This is a genomic window from Gammaproteobacteria bacterium, from assembly GCA_016705365.1.
Classification (GTDB): domain Bacteria; phylum Pseudomonadota; class Gammaproteobacteria; order Pseudomonadales; family UBA5518; genus UBA5518.
Genome location: JADIYI010000002.1, coordinates 179068 through 195726, shown reverse-complemented (window position 1 = coordinate 195726; position 16659 = coordinate 179068). Strand labels below are relative to the sequence as shown.

Genomic DNA, 16659 nt, shown 5'->3' with positions numbered 1-16659 from the left:
GCCCGCCCGGCGGAGGCTGGTAACATGGATGGTGGTGCTCCTGGTGCTGGTGCTGGGGGGTTGTGCCGTGGATCAGGGACCACGCCATGCTGCCCTGCCAGCGCAGGACTCCGCAATCTACGATCAGTTGCTGTACTGGCCCGTCAACGAAGATGGCGAGGACGACGGCCAGAGCTGCATGCCGGTATCGCTGCTCGGAATCACCGGTGGTGCGGCGGACGAAGAGAGTGATCTGTGGCAGCGCGTGCGTTCGGGCTATGGTCTCGAAGGTGGCGTCGACGAGCAGCGCATCGACCGTCAGATGCGCATCTACAGCGACAAACAGCGCTTGTTCGATACCGTGGGGACGCGCGCGTCCTGGTATCTGTACTACGTGGTCGAGCAACTCGAGGAGCGCAACATGCCGCTCGAAATCGCGCTGCTGCCCATACTCGAAAGCGGTTATAACCCGCAAGCGGTCAGTTCCAGTCGCGCGGCGGGCGTCTGGCAGATCGTTCCCGGCACTGGCACACACATGGGGCTGGAGCAGAACGGCTGGTACGATGGACGCAAGGACCTGGTTGCCTCGACCGAAGCCGCACTGGACTACCTCAGCGATCTGCACAAGCGCTTCGATGGTGACTGGTATCTGGCGCTCGCGGCATACAACGCCGGCGAAGGCAGCGTGCAGCGTGCCATCGACCGCAACCGGCGTCTCGGCAAGCCAACGGATTACTGGTCCCTGCCATTGTCGAAGCAGGCCTGCAATTACGTGCCCCGCCTGATTGCCTTGTCGCGCGTGCTCGAGGATCCGCAGGATCACGGCTTGCAGATCTCGCCGATCCCGAATCAACCCTCGGTCGTGACGGTGGAGGTCAACGAGCAGATCAATCTGCAACAGGCTGCCACGCGCGCCGGCATCGACACCGAGGAGTTTGCCAGCCTGAACGCCGGCTTCAAGCGCGGCTACACGGCACCGAACACCAGCACCACGGTGCTGGTGCCGGCTGCCGATCGCGAGGGCTTTCTGGCCGCGCTGAGCGAAATTCCAGCCACCGCCCCAGCGCTCAGCGAACGTTACCGCGTGCGTCGCGGCGACACCCTGGGCGGCATTGCGCGCCTGCACGAGACCACCCCCGAAAATCTGCGGGCACTGAACGGCCTCAAAGACGACAGCATCGTCGCCGGTGAATACCTGCGGTTGCCGGCCGATGCGGTGCTGCCGCCGCGCGCCTATCCGACATCCGAGTCGGTTGCGCTGAAGAATCGCGGTCTCTACACGGTGAAGTCCGGGGACAGCCTGTGGCGTATCGCCCGCCAGTTCGGTCTCGGTAGCGCGCAACTCGCCGCGCTCAATGGGCTTTCGCCCGAATCCAGTCTGCGCATCGGCCAGCAACTGAAAATCCGCGCCGGGGACGGCAGACAGCTCGCGCTCGCAAACCCCGGTGTGAGCAAGCGCAAGATCGACTACCAGGTAAAGCGGGGCGATTCGCTGTCGCGTATCGCGGGGCGCTTCAGCGTGGGGGTGAAACAACTCATCGACTGGAACGGCATCGACGCGGGACTCCCGGTGATTCACCCGGGACAATCGCTGGTGCTCTACGTCGACGAATCCCGGGAGGGCGCGATCTGATGGCCTGGCGAACGATTTGCGGCGTCACCCTGCTGGCGTTGCTCGTGGCCTGCGGTGGCAAGGGGCCGGCGGCACAGCGCGTGATACCGGCCCAGTTACCGGAACCCGAGCGTGACGCGGCGCGCCTGCTGCCCTTCGATGGCGCGCACAATTTCCGCGAACTGGGCGGCTACCGGACTGCGGACGGGCGCTCCACCCGCTGGGGAGTTCTCTACCGCTCGGACACCCTTGCCGATCTGAGCGAACAGGACCAGCTTTACCTGAAGCTCCTTGGCATCAACAGCGTCGTCGATCTGCGCTCCGACGACGAGCGCGCGGCGGAACCGGACCACCTGCCACCGGACCTGACGCTGCGCTACGTGATCGATCCGGTGACCGTGGACGGCACCGCGATCGAGGAGATATCGCAGCGCCTGCGCAGCGGCGAACTCGAGGGTGTGGATTTCCGCGCCATGCTGATCGAAGGCAACCGCCGTTTCGTTAGCGATTTCGGTGGCGCCTATGCCCGCTTCCTGCGCGAACTGGCGCAGGCAGACAACCTGCCGCTGGTGTTTCATTGCACCGGCGGCAAGGATCGCGCCGGATTCGCCGCCGCGCTGGCGCTGCTGGCGGTCGGCGTGCCGCGTGAAACCGTGATCGAGGATTTCCTCAAGACCAACACCTACACCGCCGACCGGATCGAGCGCAACCTGCTGATCCTGCGCGTGGTGTCACTGTTTCGCACCGATCCCGAACTGGCACGGCCACTGCTCGGCGTCGAACCCGCCTACATCGAATCCGCGCTCGACACCATCGAGCGCGAATACGGAGGATTGCAGGCGTACCTCAGGGACGAACTGGGCATCGATGACGATACGTTGAGCAAGCTGCGCGAAAACCTGCTCGAATCCTGAGCAGTACACCGGAGACTCGCTACCATGACCGAGCGAAAAAAACGCAAGACCTCCCCTACCTCGAAAGGGCGCAGTAACCCCAAGCGCCCCGATCGGGCGAGTGACGAAGCACCATCCACGCCACGCGGGCACGATTCGCCCCTTAGCTCGTTCATCGACAGTATTTCGGGCATCACCACGGACCTGACCAGTACCGCGCTGAAAATCGCCTCGCGCACCCGCGAAACTGCCGCGCGGGCGGTGGCCCGCTCGCCCGAGCAATTGCGCATGATGGCCTCCGCCGGCGAGTCCCTGCGCGATATGCGCGAAGTGGCCGGAATGACTGTCATCGAAGTCTCCGACGCCCTCAACCTGCGCGACAAGAGCATCCTGGAGGCAGTGGAGGACGGACGTGAAGTGCTGTCTTTCGAACTCATCCTGCGCCTCGCGTCACTGGTCGCGCGCAATGATCCGCTGCCCTTCGTGCTCAGATACACCCGGACCTACCACCCTCGCCTCTGGCAGGTCCTGCACGACCTTAAAATAGACCAGCTGCCGATCCAGTTCGAACGGGAGCGCAATTTCATCAACATCTACCGCCGGCACGATACCGCCCGCAAACTTTCCGATGCCGGTTTTCAGAGGGTGCTGCAATTTACCCAGGACGCATTCGACATGGCCATCCATTTCGTGGCCGAACAGGAGCGGATTGGAGAGCCGCCAACCGAGCAAGACGAGGAGCCGAAGCCTGGTGCCCGTCGTGTCAAGCGCCGCTCGTGATGAGCTGGGCGCGGCGGAAACACCCGAGCGCATGATCGTTGACCAGGCCGCTGGCCTGCATGTGCGCATACATGATGGTTGAACCGACAAAGCGGAATCCACGCCGCTTGAGATCCATGCTGAGCGCATCAGACTCCGCACTGCGGGCGGGATAGTCCGCCTGCGAGCGCAACCGGTTGAGTTTCACCTTGCCGCCGACGAAGCTCCACAGGTAATCCGCGAAGGAGCCACGCTCGGCGACGAGCTCGAGGTAGCGTCTGGCGTTGTTTACCGCGGATTCGACCTTCAACCGGTTGCGGATGATCCCGGCATCGCCGAGCAGAGCCTCGATCTTGGTTGCGTCATACGCGGCGATCCGCTGCGGATCGAAGTCATCGAAGAGCCGCCGGTAGTTCTCGCGCTTGCCGAGCACCGTATACCAGCTCAACCCCGCCTGCGCCGACTCGAGCAGCAGCAGCTCGAACATCTTGCGATCATCGTGTACCGGCACTCCCCACTCCTGATCGTGATAGCTGACATAGAGCGGCTTGCCGAGATCCACCCAGGGGCAGCGCTGCGGTGATTTCATCAAGCTCTCCCGGGGACGATCGCGCTACACTGTAGCAGTGCCTGTCGGACCAGCCAATCACCGGAGACTGCCCGATGCTACGCCGCCTGCTGCTGTGTATCGCTTTGCTGCTGTGCCCGGCACGGCTGCTGGCCGAATTGCAGGTATTCGAACTCCAGCACGCCGACGCCGAGGCACTGCTGCCGATCGTGCAGCCGCTGCTCGGACCCTATGAGTCGGTCTCGGTCTATCGCAACTCGCTGGTGGTGAGCGCGGACGCCGGAGCGATGAGCAGGATCAGCGAGTTGCTGGAGCAACTCGACACCCCCCAACGCAACCTCCTGATCAGCGTGCGGCGCAACGGCACCGCCGACAGCAGCCAGCAGGGGGGCGCGATTTCCGGCACCCTGCAGCAGGGAAACACCAGCATCTCGACCGGTCGGCCCGCCGCAGGGTCCGGCAGCAGCGTGACCGTGAGCGGCACCCGGCGCATCAGTACCGGCGAGCGCACGGGCTCCCAGAACATCCGCGCACTCGAAGGCAAGCCGGTGCTCATCAGCAATGGTCAGCTGCTGCCTGTGCCCGCCGGTGGACGCTGGGGAATGGGTATCGATTACCAGGAGATACAGCAGGGTTTCCTGGTCAGCGCCCGCGTCAGCGGCGAGCAGGTCACGCTCGAAATCGACGAGCAGGGCGATCGTCTCGATGGCGCCACCGTGCGCACCGGCAGCCTGCAGAGCAAGGTAACCGGACGCCTCGGCGAATGGATCTATCTCGGCGGTATCGAACAGAGCAGCCAGGGCGGGAGCAGCAACCTGGGCGGCAGACTGCAAACCGGCACGCGGTCCAGCGAGCAGGTCGAGGTACGGGTCGAATTGCTCGAATGATCGCCCGCCTCGGTCGCGTCCGCCGCTCGCGCCGTCGGGAGTCGGCAAACGCGGCGAGCGCGGCAACCGCCCCGCGTCTCGGCGCAGCCCCATCCGGTCACGCCATCCTCAATGTTCCGGCGCTTGCGGCTTGCTCAGCATCATCCAGGTATCGACGATGACATCCGGACTGAGCGACATGCTCTGGATGCCCTTGCTCATCAGCCATGCCGCCAGATCAGGGTGGTCGGAAGGGCCCTGGCCACAGATTCCGACATAACGGCCCATGCGATTGCAGGCATCGATCGCCAGCGACAGCAGGGCTTTCACTGCCTCGTCACGCTCATCGAACAGTGTTGCAACCAGCCCCGAATCGCGATCGAGCCCCAGAGTGAGTTGGGTGAGATCGTTGGAGCCGATCGAGTAGCCGTCGAAGTATTCGAGAAACTGCTCCGCCAGCAGCGCATTGCTCGGCACCTCGCACATCATGATCACGCGCAAGCCGTTTTCGCCGCGTCGCAGTCCGTTTTCCGCCAGCAGCTCGACCACCCGCCGGCCCTCGCTGACAGTGCGCACGAACGGGACCATCACCTGCACGTTGTCGAGCCCCATCTGCTCGCGAACGTACTTGAGCGCACGACACTCGAGCTCGAAACAGTCGCGGAAACCCTCGTCCACATACCGCGAGGCGCCGCGAAAGCCGAGCATCGGGTTCTCCTCGACCGGCTCGTACTGCTGGCCGCCAACCAGGTGCGCATACTCGTTGGACTTGAAATCCGACAGCCTCACGATCACCGGCTTCGGGTAGAACGCCGCGGCTATCGTCGCCACGCCCTCGCTCAGCTTGCTGACGAAATAACCGGTCGGCGAATCATAACCGTGGAGGCGGCGTTCGACTGCCTGGCGCACTTCCCCGCCCAGGGTGGCGAAATTCAGCAGCGCCTTCGGATGGACCCCGATCATGCGGTTGATGATGAACTCGAGCCGCGCCAATCCCACGCCCTCGTTCGGGAGCTGGCAAAAATCGAAGGCCCGGTCGGGGTTGCCGACGTTCATCATCAGCTTGATCGGCAGCGCGGGCATCGTCTGCAGATCGTCCGCGCTGACCTGATAGTCGAGGTGCCCGGCGTAGACATTGCCGGTGTCTCCCTCGGCGCAGGAAACAGTCACCAGCGCATCATCGGCGAGCACTTCGGTCGCGTTGCCGCAACCGACCACGGCGGGGATGCCGAGTTCACGCGCAATGATCGCCGCATGACAGGTACGTCCCCCGCGATTGGTCACCACCGCGGCGGCGCGCTTCATGATCGGCTCCCAGTCGGGGTCGGTCATGTCGGTGACCAGCACATCCCCCTCGCGCACTCGCTCCATGCCGGAGGCATCGCGGATAACCCGCACCTGCCCCGCGCCGATCTTGTGGCCGATGCTGCGTCCCTCGCACAACAGCTCGCCGCGCTCCTTCAGCAGGTAGCGCTCGATGGCGCCGCCGCCCTGCTGGCTGCGCACGGTCTCGGGGCGCGCCTGCAGTACATAGAGCAGTCCGTCCTCGCCATCGCGGCCCCACTCGATATCCATCGCGCGGCCGTAATGCTGCTCGATGCTGAGCGCTATCCGCCCGAGCTCCATCACCTCCGCATCGCTCACGCAGAATTTTTGCTGCAGTTCGAGCGGCACGTCCTCGGTAACGGTTCCCGCGCTGCCGTACACCATGCGCAGCTTCTTGTCGCCGAGGCTGCGACGCAGGATCGCGTCCTTGCCGGCCTCGAGCGCGTGCTTGAACACATAGAATTCATCGGGGTTTACCGCGCCCTGCACCACGGTTTCACCCAAGCCCCATGCCGCGGTGATGAACACCACCCCGGAGAAACCCGATTCGGTATCGAGCGTGAACATCACTCCGCTCGCGCCCGTGCCGCAGCGCACCATGCGCTGGATCCCGGCCGACAGCGCCACCGAGGCATGGTCGAAACCCTTGTGCACGCGATAGGAAATGGCGCGATCGTTGTACAGCGAGGCGAACACCTCGTGCACCCCCGTGATCACCCCGTCGAGACCGCTGACATTCAGATAGGTTTCCTGCTGACCCGCAAACGAGGCATCCGGCAAATCCTCGGCGGTCGCCGAGGAACGCACCGCCACCGCGATCGGCTGGCCATCGCCGAGCTGCGCATACTCCGCGGCGATGGCCTGCTGCAGAGGCTCCGGCAGCGGCGTGGCACGAATCCACTCGCGGATCTCGCTGCCGGCAAGCGCCAGGGCGTTCACGTCGTCGACATCGAGAGACGCAAGCCGCCCATCGATGCGTGCCGCCAGCCCCTCGTGCGCAAGAAACTCGCGATAGGCATCGGCGGTGGTGGCGAAACCGTCGGGCACCCGCACATGGGCGCTGGCCAGCCCCTGGATCATCTCTCCCAGCGAGGCATTCTTGCCACCAACCCGCCCAACATCGTGCATCCCGAGATGCTCGAAGCGAACCGTCCGTTCGATCACTGTGTGTTCCTCCTGCCCTGTGCGAAACAACCGTCGGGCTACATACTACCCGAGGGCTATGCCAAAATCCGCTGACCGAGATCAGGATTCAGTTCATGAAACGCACCGCGTTCTTCGTGTCGGACGGCACCGGCATCACCGCTGAAACCCTCGGCGAGGCATTGCTCTCCCAGTTCGAGGGCATCGAGTTCGAGTTCGTGCGCCTGCCCTATGTCGACACCGGACAGAAAGCCGAGCGCGCGGTTGCGCGAATCGACGAGGCGGCGCTCGGGGACGGCTTTCCACCACTGATTTTCGACACCATCATCGACCGTAACCTGCGCCAGATACTCGCCTCATCGCAGGGTTGCATGTTCGATATCTTCTCGACCTTTCTCGCGCCCCTGGAATCCGCTCTCGGCAGGCCTTCCAGTTTCAGCGTCGGCCGCTACCACGGCAAGCACCATGACCTGTACCACGCGCGTATCGACGCCGTGCACTACGCAATGTCGAACGATGACGGTGCCAGCGGCAGTAATTATGCCAAGGCCGACGTGATCCTGACCGGTGTCTCGCGCTGCGGCAAGACGCCGTCATGCATCTACCTTGCGATGCAGTTCGGGGTCTACGCCGCGAATTACCCGATCACCGAGGACGATCTCGAGAGCACACGCCTGCCGCCGCAACTCCTGCCCCATCAGCACAAGCTGTTCGGGCTCAGCATCGACCCGCAGCGCCTCGCGGCGATCCGCAACGAGCGCCGCCCGCAAAGCCGCTACGCCTCGTTGCGCCAGTGCGAGGATGAGGTGCGCCAGGTCGAGGGCCTGCTGAGCCGCTACCACGTGCCCTTTCTGAACGCGACTCACCTGTCCGTCGAGGAAATCGCGACCCGCATCATGATGGAAAAAGGAATTCGCGGGCGCAAGAATTGAGACCATGCGCCGCGGGGCGCGCCTAGCGGCGGAACGTCAGCCGACCACTGCTCTCGCCACGCTGCCAGCCGAGTACCAGACGACCCTGCAGAAAGGTATAGCGATTGATCGCGGACAGATCCGCCAGGTAGCCCGATTCGAGTGCCGATCGGGACTCCTCGCAAGCCATCCGGGTGGAGATCATCGTGGTCGGTTCGAGGCGAATCTCGCCCGCCGCAGGCTCCTGCAAGCGAGCATGGAAATTATTGCATCCGGAGAACCCGGCGGCCTGGCCCTCGCTGATCCGCAGGGTCGGGGCCCTGATGCCTTCGGCCAGCGCCTCTGCGTTGTGCTCGACCAGCGTCCATTCGATACCGGAAATCGCCGCGAGAGACAGCCGCCCCCGGGTTTCGTTGCCCACCAGTTGCAGTGTCGCATCCTCGAGCCGATAACTGCGCCGCGCCAGCCGGGTCCCGCAACAGGCAGCCTCGCCGGGCGCGGTCTCGACCACATCGAGCACCAGCAGCGGGGAATCGATTGCCAGCGCTCGCAGTTTGACGCGATCCCCGACCAGAACCGAAGCGATGTTGCGGATCTGCCCGTCCGCGCCACGACCGAACGCCGCGAGGTAGATGCGCTCGCCGCTACCGCCCGTAGTGGAACTCAGGAGCAGCGCACGCTCCTCCCCCGCAGCGCCATCGAGATCGCCGTGCACGCTGAGCTCGCGCAACAAGCTCACCATCGGTCGCGCGGCGCCGCCGGCCACATATGGCGCGCCTTCGTACACGCCATCGCGCAACTGCACGAAGCCGAGCTCGCCGATGCCGTTGATACCGGTATTGGCGATCTCGTCCAGCGAAGGCGCTTGCGCTGGCGGTCCGGCTCCCGCCAACGTCGCAAGCAGCAGCGCCGCGATACCCACCAATGATCTGCGTCCCCTCATCGCTGTCTCTCCTCGTGTATCGATGCGCCGACTGCCGTGCATTGAAGCCGCGCAACATGACCCCTATCATGATATTCCAATACCTTCCCGGGAGCGCGCATGAGCGCCTGCATCATCCATTACGGCATGCCGAAAACCGGTAGCTCGTCGATCCAGACCTATCTGCTGCGCTCTCTCGCCGATCCTCGATTCTTCAATCTCGACCTCGGCCGCCGCGGTTCGGGGAATATCATTGCCGCCGCTTTCCTTGCCCATCCGGAACAACATCACCGCAACATCAAGCTCGGGCTCACTCCCGCCGAGGTGAAGAAGGAAATTCAGGCCACCCGCGCCGCGCTGGCACGTGAACTCGAGCGTGCCGACGGTCGCACCGCGCTGCTTTCCGCCGAGCTGCTGGCCAATTTCAGCGCGCTGGAATTCGCCGCGTTGTGCGATTTCATCCGTCCGCATGCCGCCGGGATCAGTGCGGTCGGATATGTTCGCTCACCGCTCGCCTTCATGGAAAGCGTGTTCCAGCAGCGAGTCAAGAGCGGCCTCGGCTCCTTCAGGCTCGAACAGAATTATCCGCGCTACCGCGAACGCTTTGAAAAATTCGAAACGGTACTCGGGCGCGAGCGCGTGGCTTACTGGTCGTTCGCGCCCGCCAGCTTTCCCGGGAACTGCGTGGTGCAGGATTTCTGCGCGCGCCTCGGCATCCGCTGCGATGGTGCCGCGGTGCAACGCATCAATGACAGTCTCTCGCTGCCCGCGATCCGCCTGCTCTACGCATATCGCAAGTACGGCCCCGGATTCGGCGCGGGCGAGCGGGCCTTGCGTGAAAACGCATTGCTGAAGACCCGCCTTCGCGAACTCGGCGGGCCACCACTGCGCTTTCACGCCGCACTGGTGCGCCCCGTACTGGACGCCCGGCGCGCGGACATCGCCTGGATGGAGGAGCGGCTGCAACACCCGTTCGCGGAAAGCCCGGTCGCCGATCACAGCGCCGTGCAGGGCGAAGCGGATCTGTTGCGTTATTGCCCCGAGTCCATCGCCTGGCTCGCGTGTCAACTGGGGCGCTCCCCACTCGATGCGGCCACCATCGAGCCACCCGAGCTTGCCAAGCTGGTGCATGAATTGCGGGTCCGGCTCGCCGCCGCAGCGCCGCCCGCGCCCGTCAGGCAGGCGCGAGGCGCCCTGGCTCGCCTGCTGCGGCTGTTGCGGCAAGCGCGCTGAAACGCGTTATCCGAGCTCGGCAAACAGGCGCATCGCTGCGGCATAAGGCGTGATCTCGCCGCGCAGCACCTGCTGCTCGAGCACCGGCAAGCGAGCGCGCACAACCGGTTCGGCGCGAAAACGCTGCTCGAGAATCTCCCCGATCAGGTGGCGCAACCAGCCGGCATTTTGCTGCGCCCGCTTGCGCTCGAAATCACCGCTGGCCGCGCCCTGCTCGCGATAGCCGCAGATCATCGTCCACACCTCGGCAATGCCCCGGCGCTCGGTTGCCGAGCAGGTCGTGACCCGCGGCACCCAGGCACCCGCATGCGTGAGCAGATTCATCGCGTTCTGGTAGTGCTGCCTGGTACGGTTTGCCAGCGCAAGGCTTTCGCCATCGGACTTGTTGATCACCAGCGCGTCGGCGAGTTCCATGATCCCGCGCTTGATCCCCTGCAACTCGTCACCCGCATTCGGCAGCATCAACACGAGGAAGAAATCGACCATGCTTGCGACTTCGTACTCGGACTGGCCGACACCGACCGTCTCGACCAGGATCACATCAAAACCGGCAGCCTCGCACAGCAACATGGTTTCGCGGGTCTTGTGCGCCACTCCGCCGAGCGCGCCCTTCGATGGCGAGGGCCGGATGAATGCCGCCGGTTCGCGCGAGAGCGCCTCCATGCGGGTCTTGTCGCCGAGGATGCTGCCACCGGCAACCGGCGAGCTGGGATCCACCGCCAGCACCGCAAGCCGGCGACCCTGGCCCAGCACATACAGACCGAATGCCTCGATGAAAGTGGATTTCCCGACGCCCGGCACCCCGCTTATGCCGATGCGGATGCTGCGACCGGTGTGCGGCAACAGCGCATCGAGCAAGGACTGGGCGGCACGCGCATGCGCCGCGAGCGAACTCTCGACCAGCGTTATCGCCTTGGCCAGGGCACGACGATTGCCGGAGAGCAGCGCTTCGGCATCCGGTCCGGCCACGGCTTGGCTCTCAGCCCGCGGCATCGATGGCGGCGAGTACCATGCGGGCAGCACTCGGGATCCGCGTGCCCGGGCCAAAGATGCATTTGACGCCGGATTCGAGCAGGAATTCGTAGTCCTGCCGCGGAATCACGCCGCCCGCGACCACCACGATGTCCGCCGCACCCTGCTTGTCCAATTCGGTGATCAGCTCGGGAATGAGGGTTTTGTGGCCGGCGGCCAGCGAGGACGCGCCGATCACGTGCACATCGTTCTCGATCGCCTGCCGCGCGACTTCCTCCGGGGTCGAGAACATCGGTGACAGATCGATGTCGAAGCCGACATCGGCAAACGCCGTGGCCACCACCTTGGCGCCCCGGTCGTGTCCATCCTGCCCCATCTTGCACACCAGCATCCGCGGACGGCGACCATGTTGCGCGACGAACTGTTCGATCTCGGCACGCAGCGCCTGCCAGTCCTCGTCTTTTTCGTAGGCACTTCCGTAGACACCGGAAATGGTATTGGAACTGGCGCTGTAACGGCCCCACACGCGCTCCAGCGCCAGGGAGATCTCGCCCACCGTCGCGCGCAGACGGGATGCCTGAACCGCCAGTTCGAGGAGGTTGCCGTCACCGCTGCGCGCGGACTCCGACAGCGCCTCCAGGGCCGCTTCGACCGCCGCCGGGTCGCGTCCGGCGCGCAATTGCGCCAGCCTGCTCAGCTGCGACTCGCGCACCGCGTGGTTGTTGATATCGAGAATCTCGACCGGCTCCTCGTTTTCGAGGCGATACTTGTTCACCCCGACGATCACGTCCTCGCCGCGATCGATGCGCGCCTGCTTGCGCGCCGCCGACTCCTCGATGCGCATCTTGGGCATGCCGGTCTCGATCGCCCGCGCCATCCCGCCCTGCTCCTCGACCTCCTCGATCAGTTCCCAGGCGCGATCGGTTATCTGTTGCGTCAGCGTTTCCATCAGGTAGGAACCACCCCACGGATCGATGACCTGGGTGATGCCGGTTTCCTCCTGGATGATCAGCTGGGTATTGCGGGCCGTACGTGCGGCCGAATCCGTCGGCAGCGACACCGCTTCGTCGAGAGCATTGGTGTGCAACGACTGGGTGCCGCCGAATACTGCCGCCATCGCCTCGATCGTGGTACGCACCACGTTGTTGTACGGATCCTGCTCGGTGAGCGACCAGCCCGAGGTCTGGCAATGGGTGCGCAGCATTTTCGACTTGATGTTCCTTGGCTCGAACTCGTCGACGATGCGCGCCCACAACAGGCGCGCGGCCCGCAACTTGGCGATCTCCATGTAGAAGTTCATGCCGATGCCGAAGAAAAAACTCAGCCGCGGTGCAAACTCGTCGATGTCGAGCCCGGCGGCGATTGCGGTGCGCACATATTCCTTGCCGTCGGCCAGGGTGTAGGCGAGCTCGAGTGCCGCATCCGCGCCGGCTTCCTGGATGTGATAGCCGGATATCGAGATCGAATTGAAGCGCGGCATGTTGCGCGTGCAGTACGCAATGATGTCACCGATGATGCGCATCGAGGGCGCCGGAGGATAGATATAGGTATTGCGTACCATGAACTCCTTGAGGATATCGTTCTGGATGGTGCCGGACAGCTGCGCGGGCGCCACACCCTGCTCCTCGGCCGCAACGATATACCCGGCAAGCACCGGCAGCACCGCGCCATTCATGGTCATCGACACCGAGACCGTGTCGAGCGGAATGCCGTCGAACAGGATCTTCATGTCCTCGACGCTGTCTACCGCCACTCCGGCCTTGCCCACGTCACCGCTCACCCTCGGGTGGTCCGAATCGTAGCCACGATGGGTCGCGAGATCGAAGGCGACCGAAACGCCCTGCCCACCCGCGGCGAGAGCCTTGCGATAAAAGGCGTTGGATTCCTCGGCGGTCGAAAAGCCGGCGTATTGGCGGATCGTCCACGGGCGTCCGACGTACATGGTGGCCTGTGGACCGCGCACAAAGGGCTCGAAACCCGGCATGGTGTCGGCATGAGCAAGACTGGCCGTGTCCGCCGCCGTGTAGAGCGGTTTCAGCGAGATACCTTCCGGCGTTTCACGACGCAGCGTATCGGATCCGGCTCCGCCGAGTTGTGTGCTGACCAGTTTCTCCCAGTCGGCGAGGGTGCGCGCCGGCGGTCGGTAATCGGAATCACTCATGAGCCTGTTCCTCTCGCTGATTCTCGGGTGGTTGACTGAGCTCGATCAGCACCCCGTCGCAACTCTTCGGATGGATGAAAATCACCCGGCAACCGTGCGCGCCCGGTGCCGGCGTATCGCTCAGGAACTGGTATCCCCTGGCGCGCAGACGGGCAACATCGGCATCGATGTCGTCGCTGCGAAAACACAGGTGATGAATACCGCCGCCGCGCTTCTCCAGATATTTCGCAATCGGTCCGCCACCGCGCAACGGATGCACGAGTTCGATACTGGTCGCGGGAAGCGGGAAAAACGCGGTGGAAGTCTGCGCCGATTCGACATCCTCCGTGCCCTCGAAACGCAGACCGAAATCGTCGAGAAAACGCCGGATCGCTCGTTCCAGATCGGGAACCGCTATGGCGATGTGATCAAGCGCGGTGATCATGAGGCCACCTGCAGCATCGCGAGGAATTCGGCAGTCGCGGCGATGCGCCTGGCACGGATCTGCTCGGGGGTCTGCACGACGATCCGTTCATCGGGCACCACCTTGAACAGCGGTTGTCCCTTCTTGATGATCACCCCGTCGCCGTCGATCAGCACCTTGGCGATCGTGCCGCTGAACGGAGCATAGATCTTGTTGAACATCTTCATGACCTCGACGATGTACAGTGGATCGCCCTGTTCGAAATGGGCACCTTCGGCCACGAATACCTGTGCACCAGGCGCTTCCCTTGCGTAGAACATGCCACCGCTCGCGGCGAGTATCTCATCCGAACGCGCAAGCGGCGGCGGCACCAGCACCTTGGCCATCTCGGCCTGGTGAGCGGCGTCGAGCAGCACCTCGGGGATATGTATGCCGAGATCCTCGTTGACCTTCAATGCGTGGAAATCCGTGCCCGCGGCGACGAACGCCAGCACCAGCAATATCTCGGTCCCCGCCTGGTAGCCGGCGTGCGCCGCACGCGCCGCCTGCCAGGTTGCGGAGTCGACTCCCGCCGGCGCCCGCTCGGCGCCGAGGAATGCCTGCACGGCGCTCCACTCGGACGAGCCGGCCAATTCGCTGACTCTTGCATAGAACGCTGCGGCCGACTCCAGCAGTTCGTGATCGTGGTCCCAGATCATGTAGGCCGGCGGACAGCCTGCGCGGTAGTCCATGTTGAGGTAGTGATAGGTGTCGCGCAGCAGCTCGATCGGGTTGCGCCTGAAGCTCGTCCGCTTGCCTTCAAACGAGAAGCACCCGCGCCACAGGCTGAGCCAGCCGGAATACAGGTGTGGTTCCGCAAACAGCTTCTGGATCGGGCGCAACAGCAGGGTCTGCTTGCGCTCGATGCACTCGCCGAGTGCCTTGCGCGCACCCGCATCCGCGGTGCGTGCCAGCAGGTGACGGCGAATCTGCGCCTGCGCGTAATCGAGATCGATGCGGTTGGCGCGTTCCTTCAGCCGACCCACCGCGGTCAGGTACGGAACGATGAAGCGCGTGGTCGGACGCGCATTGATATTCGCGCCGATGAACCAGTTCACCAGTCCATAATGAAACTCGAGGTTGGTTGCCAGATCCCTGCCACTCAACTGCGTTACCCGCAGGATCTCCGCGAGCCTCCGATAGCCGTCCAGCCGATCTTCCCCGACGGTCAGCAGCAGCGCGATATTGCTGTCGTAGGCACCAGCCAGCGTGTAGGCCATGAACACATCGGTATCGGGGTTGTGCAGACTGATGCCCTGATCGTCGCGGATCTCGCCCTCGACCGCATTCGACCAGTTGCGGATCACGCCTCCCGCATGCGGTTGCAGCGCCTGGTTCGTGGCGTTCAGGCGCGCCTCGACCGCGGCATTGTTGCGGTGCACGCGGGTCGGCCTCGGCAGTTGCTCCTTGTGCCGCGCAAGCAGGACCATCGCCTCGACCAGCGACTCGACCACAAAGCTGTCCGCGGAATCGTCGGGATTGGAAAATTCCAGTCCGTAACACAGTTCGGTGACCCGGTGCTCGACCTGGATGCGGGTGTTCATCTCCATGAAGAAGTGATTGTCACGTTCCACGATGCACTCGAACGTGGACACCGAATCCAGCCCGACCGCCTCGCCGAAGCGTGCCGCCTCGGCTTCCATGCGCTGCAGGATCGCGAGGTCCGTTTCCAGCACCCGCAGTTCCCCGGAGCGACCGGCGGCGCGGGCGCCGGCGATCGCCAGGCGGAGTTCCTCTTCGGTGACCGACACCTCGAGCAGCTTCTGTTCGTGCATCTGCAGCGAGCAATCGCGACCACCCAGGGTCGTGGCCCACACCCCATTACCGATTACCTGGATCTCCTGGTGTCGCGTGGACTCGATATTGAGCTCGATCAGGATGTTCTTGTTGTCACCGACGCCGGTGGTTTTTACTTCCGCCAGGATCTCGCGCGCCCGTTCCGGTGCCCGCGCAGCCGCCCTCGCGATGCGCTCCTCGAGCGTCTTGTCCTCGAAGGCCTCCAGCGAGCCGAGAATGCGCTGACCCTTGCCGCCACCGCCGCCGATCGCCTTCAGCCGAATCCGGTTGTGCGGATACTTGCGGTACATCTGCGCGACACGGGTTTGCAACTCGGCGCACATCTCCTCGACACTGAACAGGTCGATGCCCTTGCGATAACCGGCATTGAGCACCGCATCAGCCTGCATCTCGAGAGCGATGTCATCGCCGAAAACCGTGTCGTCCACCGCAAGCTTCTCGGCGCGCACCAATGCGCGCAACGCGGCAGTGTCCGGATACTTGGCAAGCAAGGTGAGAATGGTCAGGTTGTCGATACCCGGCGTGACACTGACGCCAACTGCCAGCGCAGTGCGCTTGGCCTCGTCCTTGAAACCGGCGCCGCGCACGGTACGGCTGCAGGGTCCGATGAAGCGCAACCCCGCCTGCTCGATCGCCTTGACCAGTTCCTCGTCCTCGGACATGAAACCGTATCCGGCAAAAATGGAATCGTAGCCATTGTCGTGGGCGATGGTGATGATCTGGCGGATGCGCTGCGAGCGCTCCTCCCTGCTCGCACCGGTGTAATCGGGAACGCGGTGCACGCGCCGCGGATCGGTCAGGGTACGCAGCTCGGGCGCCAGTGCGTTGGCATAGACGATCGAATCCTTTTCCGAGAGCAGGATACCGAAGCCGGTGATGCCCATCTCCTCGAACACATCCATCGCCTCGCGACGGATCGGGCCGCGACAGATGATCAGCGGACGCATGTCCTCGCAGCCGAAGCCGCGTACCCAGGCGCTCCCCTGCGAACCGAGGCGGCGGTTGCGGTGAACCAGGGGATTGTTGAGATAGTAATTGTTGCTGCTTCGCACGGGATATGATCTCGCGATGGATT

The 16659-nt window shown here is 64.0% G+C and carries 13 protein-coding genes; 6 read left to right on the top strand and 7 right to left on the bottom strand.

The window, feature by feature from the left end; genetic code table 11:
• The first annotated feature begins 28 nt into the window (after positions 1-28).
• The 3 genes from IPF49_01085 to IPF49_01075 are packed head-to-tail and all read left to right on the top strand — an operon-like array spanning position 29 to position 3264.
• Positions 29-1612 (top strand): LysM peptidoglycan-binding domain-containing protein, encoded by a 1584-nt coding sequence (locus IPF49_01085; protein ID MBK6286238.1) that lies wholly within the window; start codon positions 29-31, stop codon positions 1610-1612.
• Entirely contained in the window at positions 1612-2505 is an 894-nt protein-coding gene (locus IPF49_01080; GenBank protein MBK6286237.1) for a tyrosine-protein phosphatase, read from the top strand. Before IPF49_01085 ends, IPF49_01080 begins: the two co-directional genes overlap by 1 nt.
• A gap of 24 nt (positions 2506-2529) precedes the next feature.
• A complete protein-coding gene (locus IPF49_01075; GenBank protein ID MBK6286236.1) occupies positions 2530-3264 on the top strand; it encodes an XRE family transcriptional regulator in 735 nt (244 codons plus the stop codon).
• On the opposite strand, the gene IPF49_01070 is transcribed toward IPF49_01075, so the two are convergent.
• Entirely contained in the window at positions 3248-3832 is a 585-nt protein-coding gene (locus IPF49_01070; protein ID MBK6286235.1) for a DNA-3-methyladenine glycosylase I, read from the bottom strand. The genes IPF49_01075 and IPF49_01070 overlap by 17 nt on opposite strands.
• Positions 3833-3906: 74 nt before the next feature.
• Here IPF49_01070 and IPF49_01065 point away from each other — a divergent pair, with 74 nt between their 5' ends.
• Positions 3907-4698 (top strand): hypothetical protein, encoded by a 792-nt coding sequence (locus tag IPF49_01065; GenBank protein ID MBK6286234.1) that lies wholly within the window; start codon positions 3907-3909, stop codon positions 4696-4698.
• Positions 4699-4806: 108 nt separating this feature from the next.
• Here IPF49_01065 and ppsA read toward each other — a convergent pair whose 3' ends face one another.
• On the bottom strand, positions 4807-7167 hold the full coding sequence (gene ppsA / locus IPF49_01060; protein MBK6286233.1) for a phosphoenolpyruvate synthase: 2361 nt from the start codon (positions 7165-7167) through the stop codon (positions 4807-4809).
• Positions 7168-7262: 95 nt separating this feature from the next.
• On the opposite strand from ppsA, the gene IPF49_01055 reads away from it, so the two are divergent.
• Positions 7263-8078 carry a kinase/pyrophosphorylase gene (locus IPF49_01055; GenBank protein MBK6286232.1) on the top strand — a complete coding sequence of 272 codons (816 nt, stop codon included), beginning with the start codon at positions 7263-7265 and terminating at the stop codon, positions 8076-8078.
• A 22-nt stretch (positions 8079-8100) separates the two neighbouring features.
• Here the strand turns inward: IPF49_01055 and IPF49_01050 are convergent, their stop codons facing one another.
• Positions 8101-9000: an META domain-containing protein gene (locus IPF49_01050; protein MBK6286231.1), complete on the bottom strand. Its 900-nt coding sequence runs from the start codon at positions 8998-9000 to the stop codon at positions 8101-8103.
• Between the two features lie 99 nt (positions 9001-9099).
• Here IPF49_01050 and IPF49_01045 point away from each other — a divergent pair, with 99 nt between their 5' ends.
• A complete protein-coding gene (locus IPF49_01045) occupies positions 9100-10212 on the top strand; it encodes a hypothetical protein (GenBank protein MBK6286230.1) in 1113 nt (370 codons plus the stop codon).
• A 6-nt stretch (positions 10213-10218) separates the two neighbouring features.
• On the opposite strand, the gene meaB is transcribed toward IPF49_01045, so the two are convergent.
• Genes meaB through IPF49_01025 form a run of 4 tightly spaced genes read right to left on the bottom strand, consistent with a single transcriptional unit; the run spans position 10219 to position 16636 of the window.
• Positions 10219-11205 carry a methylmalonyl Co-A mutase-associated GTPase MeaB gene (gene meaB, locus IPF49_01040; protein MBK6286229.1) on the bottom strand — a complete coding sequence of 329 codons (987 nt, stop codon included), beginning with the start codon at positions 11203-11205 and terminating at the stop codon, positions 10219-10221.
• The gene (gene scpA, locus IPF49_01035; GenBank protein ID MBK6286228.1) at positions 11192-13345 is read right to left on the bottom strand and encodes a methylmalonyl-CoA mutase; all 2154 of its coding nucleotides are present in this window, start codon (positions 13343-13345) and stop codon (positions 11192-11194) included. The genes meaB and scpA overlap by 14 nt, the downstream gene beginning before the upstream one ends.
• On the bottom strand, positions 13338-13769 hold the full coding sequence (mce, locus tag IPF49_01030; protein ID MBK6286227.1) for a methylmalonyl-CoA epimerase: 432 nt from the start codon (positions 13767-13769) through the stop codon (positions 13338-13340). Before mce ends, scpA begins: the two co-directional genes overlap by 8 nt.
• Complete coding sequence (locus IPF49_01025) at positions 13766-16636, bottom strand: biotin carboxylase (protein ID MBK6286226.1); 2871 nt, start codon at positions 16634-16636, stop codon at positions 13766-13768. The genes mce and IPF49_01025 overlap by 4 nt, the downstream gene beginning before the upstream one ends.
• Positions 16637-16659: the final 23 nt, after the last annotated feature.